We start from the raw sequence: 6811 nt of genomic DNA on the forward strand, positions 1-6811 counted from the left end.
TTAATTTTTCTCCTCAACCCGCCTCTTCATTCCTCTGCTTGAAGAGGGAATCGAAAGTGGAGTGACGAATAGTGCTTTTCAGCGGGCTTCAGCTAAGGAGGTGGAACCGGTGCCGGTATCGTTAACCTTCTACGACGGTACCGGTTGCATCGGGGGAAATAAGATCTTGCTGGAAGACGGGGAAGCTGGCCTTTTTCTGGACTTCGGTACCAATTTCGGGGCAGAAAGCCTCTTTTTTGACGAATTTTTGCGCCCCAGGGCGACCTTCGGCCTCGCCGATCTCCTGGTGCTCGACATCCTGCCGCCTCTCAGGGGCCTTTACCGCTCCGACCTGGAGTACCCGGGTCTGTGGGACAAGTACTCCTCCCATCCCTGGTTCCGTGAGGTGGAGATTCAAGGGGTTCTTCTTTCGCACGCTCACTTCGACCACTGCGGCTACCTCACCTACCTCCGACCGGACGTGCCGGTGCTCGCCAGCCTCACCACGGCTTTGGCCACCAAGGCCCTGCAGGATACCTCCTCAAGCCAAGTGGAGCTCTGCTACATCACCCCTCGTGAGCTTAGAGACGGTCTTCTCCGCGCTACCGATTACCGCAGCGTCCCGCACCAGCAGCGCCCTTTCTGGGTTCCGAGGGAGTCCATCCCCGAAGAAGCAAGCGGGTTCTGGGAAAAGGCGGTCACTTCCCGAAAGCTCTGCTGCCGACCGCTTAGGGCCTGCGGCTCGGAGATCAGGCTCGGGCCTTTCCGGGTGCGGTTCTTCCCGGTGGATCATTCCATACCCGGAGCCGGCGCTTTCGCCGTCGAGACCTCGGCGGGCTGGGTGGTCTACACCGGTGATCTGCGGCTGCACGGGAAGCAGGCACACCTGACCAGGCAGTTCATGCAAGAGGCGGCGCGGCTAAAGCCTAAAGTTTTAATTTGCGAGGGTACCCATCCCGAAGTGGAGAGGCCCGTGTACGAGCACGAAGTGGCTGCTAATTGTTTTGAAGTGGTGAAGAAGGCGGAAGGCCTGGTGATAGCCGACTTCGGCCCCAGGAACGTAGAAAGGCTCCTCTCTTTTCTGGAGATAGCGGGGGAGACCGGCCGGCTCTTAACCCTTACCCCCAAAGATATTTACCTGCTGGAGGCCCTGCGGGCGGCGGGGGAACCGGACGTACCCGAACCCATGACCGACCAGAGGGTAGCCCTCTACATCCGGCCCAAGGCTCTGCGCAAGCCCTGGGAGGAGGAATTGATGGCCAGATTTGGCGAGCGAGCGCCGGAAAGGCTTATAGAGGCGGCCCGGGTTAAGCGTGCTCCGCAGGACTTCATCCTCTGCTTTTCCTACTACGACTTTCATGCCCTGCTGGACATAGAGCCAGAGGGCGGAACCTACATCTACTCCTCCAGCGAAGCTTACGATGAAGAGATGCTCCTGGACCACGAGCGGGTGCGCAACTGGATCGACTTTTTCGGCTTCGAGCTTTACGGCACTCTGGGACGCGACCGGGAAAAGTCGGGCTTTCACGCCAGCGGGCACATCCACGGCCCCGGAATAGAAGAGCTGGTGGAGACGGTGAAGCCCGAGGTGCTGATCCCGGTGCACACGGAAAGCCGCGAATTTTTCCGCCGGTTTGAGGGGTTCTGCCGGGTGGTGTGGCCGGAGAGGGGGAGGGCTTTGGCAGTCGAGTAGAGGTGTGCTATAATAAACGCCATACTTAAGGAGGACGGGGTGAGGGAAATGGATCCGGAAAAGTTTTGCGGGGAGGGCTTAACTTTCGATGACGTCCTGCTCGTCCCGGCCGCTTCGGCCGTGCTTCCCCGCGAGGTAGACACTTCTACCTATTTTACCAACAACATAAAGCTCAACATTCCCATAGTCAGCGCCGCCATGGACACGGTGACCGAGGCGCGGATGGCCATCGCCTTGGCCCGCGAGGGGGGCATCGGGGTCATCCATAAGAATATGAGCATCGAGCGCCAGGCGCTGGAGGTGGACAAGGTCAAGCGCTCAGAACACGGGGTCATAACCGACCCCTTCCATCTGGGCCCGGACAATACCGTGCGCGAAGCCATGGAGCTCATGGAGCGCTACCGCATCTCCGGCGTGCCCATCGTGGAGGAAAACGGCAAGCTGGTGGGAATCATTACCAACCGCGACATCCGCTTCGAGACCAATTTCGACCAGCCCATAAAGAACGTGATGACCAAGGAAAACCTAATTACCGCCCCGGTGGGAACCACCCTGGAGAAGGCCAAAGAGATCATGCGCCGCTACAAAATAGAAAAGCTTCCTCTGGTGGACGAGAATTTCATCCTGCGGGGCCTTATAACCATCAAAGACATCGAGAAGGCGCAGAAATACCCCAACGCGGCCAAAGACGCGCAGGGACGCTTACTGGTGGCCGCGGCCGTGGGGGTGAACCCGGGGTTCATGGACCGGGTGGACGCCCTGGTAGCGGCCAAGGTGGACGCCATCGTGGTGGACACAGCACACGGCCACTCCACCCGGGTGATCGAAGCGGTCAAGGCCATAAAGAAGCGCTACCCGGATCTTGAGGTAGTGGCGGGCAACGTGGCTACGGCGGAAGGGGCGCGGGCCCTCTTCGAGGCGGGGGCGGACGCGGTGAAGGTGGGCATTGGGCCGGGTTCGATCTGCACCACGAGGGTGATAGCCGGCGTGGGCGTGCCCCAGATCACGGCCATTATGGAGTGCGCCAAGGAAGCCAAGCGCTTTGGCCGCCGCCTCATCGCCGACGGCGGGATCAAGTACTCCGGCGACATCACCAAGGCCATAGCGGCCGGTGCCGACACGGTCATGCTGGGAAGCCTCCTGGCCGGCACGGAGGAGAGCCCCGGGGAAATCGAAATCTACCAAGGCAGAAGCTACAAAGTCTACCGGGGTATGGGTTCCCTGGGGGCCATGCGCGAAGGAGGGGCCGAGCGCTACTTCCAGGATCACGGTCCCAAGCTGGTTCCGGAAGGGGTAGAGGGGCGGGTACCCTACCGGGGTCCCCTGTCCGAGATGGTCTTCCAACTTATCGGTGGCCTACGAGCCGGCATGGGCTACTGCGGCTGCCGGACCATCGAGGAACTGAAAGCGAAAGGGCGCTTTGTCCGCATAACCCCAGCCGGGCTGCGGGAGAGCCACCCGCACAACGTCGTCATAACCAAGGAAGCACCCAACTACACCATTCACCCCACTCCTTAGAGCTTTCCGGCGTGCTTTTTAAAATTCCTCCTGGTGTCAGGAGGAATTTTTTTTGGCCAGAGCGAATGCTAAATATAGCCTTATAAAGAAATTAGAGGGAGGGAAGTAAATGTCAGGTAACTTGGCTTCCCTCACCGACTTGCTGAAATGCACTCTTTACTTCCTGGACGGGATGTTCCTGGAGGAGCTCCTACCCTACGTTCGCCAGCGGATGCTACGGGACCTACCACCTGTAGAACTGGAAAGCCTGGTGCGCAAGTGCCTAGAGCAACACACCTGCTTTTTCCAAGACGGAGAGAAGCGCTGGTGCCTTGACCGCCGGGGTTTGCCGGAGAACGATCCCGTATACGATCTGCTCGCTTCCCGGGGCGAGCCCATGAGCCGCTGGAGCCTCATGCGGGAGAGGAACGGGAAGGAGGGGAAGCTCAATAACGATGGCCGCTTCGTCCGGGTGGGGGAGGAGAAGTGGGGGCTGACCTCCTGGCTGGTGGACCCTTCTTCCTATTCGCTACGCCACCTGGTCATTAAGGCGCTGCGGCAGAACCCTTCGGGCTTACCCCTTTCCCGCCTGGCGGTGCTGGTGAGCGAGTACCGCCCCGTTCAGCCCTCCTCCATCGAGCGGCTGCTGCGCCGCCACGCCTACTTCTACTGTCGGCGCGGCATATGGCATTACGATCCCCGCGCGCATCTGGCCTGGGTGGAGGCTACCGGCCACTTCACCGGCGCTTTGCGCCGGCAAAAGGGGCGTTTGGAAGAAAGAATAGCTCTCTGGCAGCGCCGCTGTGCCCGGATGGAGGCGGAGCTCAAGGAGATCCAGGCCGCCTGGAAGGAAGCAGCGGCCACCCTCGCCCGCCAGCAGGAGGAAAACGCCCTTTACCAGGAAAGGATGAGAGAGAAAGACCTCCTGCTGGAGCTGCGCAAGCGAGAGATAATCCACTACCGGCAGGAGTTGGAGCGGAGCGAGAGAAAAGCCCAAAGCATTCTCCATCAGTGCCGGCTGTGGGTGAAGCGGGCCGAGGAAGCGGAAAAGGCGCTTTCCCTCCTGGAAGAAGAGCTACGGCAGAAAAAAGAGGAGTTGAAACAGGTGAGGGAGCGCCTGGAGGAGACGCGCGAGTACTACGGGAAGGAAGTGGCCAAGCTGCAACGGGAGGTTATAGAGCTCAAACAGCGCCTGGCCCAGCAGAAGTCCCGGGCGGAAGAAATCGAGCAGCACCTGGCGGGGGAGAACCACCGGCTGGAGCACGAGCTTCGGCGCTTGCAGGCGGACAGGGAAGACCTTTTACGCGAGCACCGTTTTCTCCAGTGGGAGCTTAACCGCCTGCGGGAGGAGAACCGCCGGCTGGAGAGGGAGCTTAGACACCCGCTAGTTAGATTTGTAAGACGCCTGAGCTTCCTTTTTGCCCGCGGCTAGTTTCTCGCGGAGGGAAACTTCGAATAGAAGGAGCAAAACGAGCAGGCCCACGCCGGCCCAGGCCCAGAGACCCAGGTAAGTCAGGGTGAGGTGGGAGAAAACCCCCACAACCAGCGCCGTCACCAGCATTATGCCGGTGACGCGCAACATGTCGACCCAGCCCAGCTCCCTCAGAAGCACCAAGAAGGTGGCGATGCAGGGGAAGTAGACGGCCAGGATGGTGCTGGCCACCGTGAGCTGAGCGGGGGAAAGGTTAAGAGGAGCCAGGATGCCCAGGGCCACATCCTTGCGCAGGAAGCCCAGGAAAAGGGCAATTACTGCGTCGCCGGGAAGACCGAAGAGGGGGCCGAACACGGGGCTGAAGGTTCGAGCCAGCCAGTAGGATAACCCTGAGGTGTGGATGAGGTTTACCAGAAGGATGCCCAGGATGACCAGAGGTACAGCTTCACGCAGAAAGTGGCTCAGGCGCAGGTTGAGCTTTTTCAGAAGGGTCTTCGGGCTGGGGAGCCGATAGGGGGGAATTTCCATAAGAAGCGCGGGCGTGTATCCGGCCATGAAGCGGTTGAGCAGAAGTCCCAGGACAAGCCACACGGCGAAGAGGGTGAGGAAGACCTGCGCCAGGTAGAACCCCCCGTGTGCCCCTACTAGGGCGAAGATCATGGCTGTCTGGGAAAAGCAGGGTACCGCTATTACCATGAGGGTGCTGGCGATGAATTTTTGCCGACGGCTCTCCAGGTTGCGGATGGCCAAAGCCGCGGGCACGTTACACCCCAGGCCTAGCACCATGGGAACTACGGCGTAGCCGTGCAGACCCAAGCTGTGCATCAGACCATCCAGTAGCACGGCCAGGCGGGGCAGGTAGCCCAAGTCCTCCAGAAAACCCAGCACGGCGTAAAAGGCAATTATATAAGGAAGAACCATGGCCAAGGGCACGTAAAGCCCTGTGCTCAAAAGCCCCAAGGAGGTTACAAAGTCCACCTTCCCGTCAACCAACTGGCCTACGAGGAGGTCGTGCACAAATCCTTGCCCGCCTAAGAAGCCGCTGAGCTTGGCCAGCAGGGGAGCATAGAGATGGGTGAAAAAAGGATCGAAGAGCCAGTCGATAAGCCCTTCTCCTATGAAGCGCACGAGTTTAAAGGTAAGATAGAGGACGATCAGGGCCAGGAAAAGACCCCCTACCGGATGGACGCTCAAATCCTCCAGTCGCTCAAGAAAGGTGTGATGCCGGTGGCTTATGCGCTGGACTTCCCGCACGATCCGGCCCACCGTGGCGTAGCGCTCGTCAACGGTCTGCCAGCCCACCTTGCCCAGGCGGGCTTCCGGCAGGCGCCGCACCAACTCCTTAAGCCCCCTGCCGCTGGTGGCGGCGGTGGGGACTACTGGAACCCCCAGTATTTCCTCCAGCCGCTCGACGTCAATCTCAATCCCTTTATGTTGCGCTTCGTCCCAAAGGTTAAGGGCTATAATCACCGGCACGGGACGCTCCAGGAGCTCCAGGGTGAGGTAGAGGTTGCGCTCCAGGTTGGTGGCGTCTACCACGTTGACAACGATGTCTCCTTCGGAGAGCATGGAAACCGCCACTTCTTCGGCCTTGCAGGATGGGTCCAGTGAATAGGTGCCGGGAACGTCAATTATTTCCACTTTTTCTCCGTTTAGGTCCAAGTAGCCTTTGGTGTACTCCACCGTCGTACCCGGGTAGTTAGAGGAAATCACGCGCGTGCCGGTAAGCTGCGAGAAAATAACGCTCTTCCCCACGTTGGGGTTACCGACCAGGAGTACTTTCATCGAGTACCTCCACCATTACCCTCTGCGCCAGCCCGTAGCCCAGGGCCACCTGGGAGTGATTGATGTTTATCACCACCGGCCCGTGAAAGGGGAGACCGCTCACTTTTACGATCTCCTTTCCTGGAGCCAGTCCCAGGGCCCTAAGCCTCTTTTCCGCCTGGGCGCCGGCGACAAAATAAGCGATGCGAGCTTTGCTCCCGTTTTTCAACAAGGTTAGAGGGCACAAATTCGACCGCTTGTCCAAATAAGGTTCGCCTCCCTCGCTGCATTATATTTAGGGCGTCAGCTGACAGTCAACGTTAGTGTAAAGTTACCGTAGGAGTTCTTGCAGGAGCCGAGGGAGGAGAAAAAGAAGAAGAGACCTCACCGTCCTTGCTAGGGACGAGCAGTTGACAATCCAACCACTCAGGAGGGTGAGGTCTCTA

Annotated in this window: 5 protein-coding genes; 3 read left to right on the forward strand and 2 right to left on the reverse strand. The window is 59.4% G+C overall.

What is annotated here, in order from left to right:
• Positions 1-109 precede the first annotated feature (109 nt).
• The 3 genes from DXX99_RS09115 to DXX99_RS09125 all read left to right on the forward strand — a co-directional run bounded on the left by DXX99_RS09115 (position 110) and on the right by DXX99_RS09125 (position 4601).
• Positions 110-1672 (forward strand): MBL fold metallo-hydrolase, encoded by a 1563-nt coding sequence (locus DXX99_RS09115; RefSeq protein ID WP_115793176.1) that lies wholly within the window; start codon positions 110-112, stop codon positions 1670-1672.
• Between the two features lie 48 nt (positions 1673-1720).
• Positions 1721-3190 (forward strand): IMP dehydrogenase, encoded by a 1470-nt coding sequence (guaB, locus tag DXX99_RS09120; protein WP_115793183.1) that lies wholly within the window; start codon positions 1721-1723, stop codon positions 3188-3190.
• Between the two features lie 109 nt (positions 3191-3299).
• Positions 3300-4601, forward strand: coding sequence for a hypothetical protein (locus DXX99_RS09125; protein ID WP_115793177.1), 1302 nt, complete (start codon positions 3300-3302; stop codon positions 4599-4601).
• Here DXX99_RS09125 and DXX99_RS09130 read toward each other — a convergent pair.
• The gene (locus DXX99_RS09130) at positions 4554-6386 is read right to left on the reverse strand and encodes a ferrous iron transporter B (protein ID WP_115793178.1); all 1833 of its coding nucleotides are present in this window, start codon (positions 6384-6386) and stop codon (positions 4554-4556) included. The two genes, DXX99_RS09125 and DXX99_RS09130, sit on opposite strands and share 48 nt — an antisense overlap.
• A complete protein-coding gene (locus DXX99_RS09135; protein WP_115793179.1) occupies positions 6364-6630 on the reverse strand; it encodes a FeoA family protein in 267 nt (88 codons plus the stop codon). The genes DXX99_RS09130 and DXX99_RS09135 overlap by 23 nt, the downstream gene beginning before the upstream one ends.
• Positions 6631-6811 lie beyond the last annotated feature (181 nt).

It is taken from the genome of Ammonifex thiophilus (genome assembly GCF_003368535.1).
Lineage (GTDB): Bacteria > Bacillota > Desulfotomaculia > Desulfotomaculales > Ammonificaceae > Ammonifex > Ammonifex thiophilus.

Coding starts and splice junctions, on each gene's coding strand:
- guaB (WP_115793183.1), top strand. CDS start 1,721: ATGGATCCGGAAAAGTTTTGCGGGGAGGGCTTAACTTTCGATGACGTC.
- DXX99_RS09125 (WP_115793177.1), top strand. CDS start 3,300: ATGTCAGGTAACTTGGCTTCCCTCACCGACTTGCTGAAATGCACTCTT.
- DXX99_RS09130 (WP_115793178.1), bottom strand. CDS start 6,386: ATGAAAGTACTCCTGGTCGGTAACCCCAACGTGGGGAAGAGCGTTATT.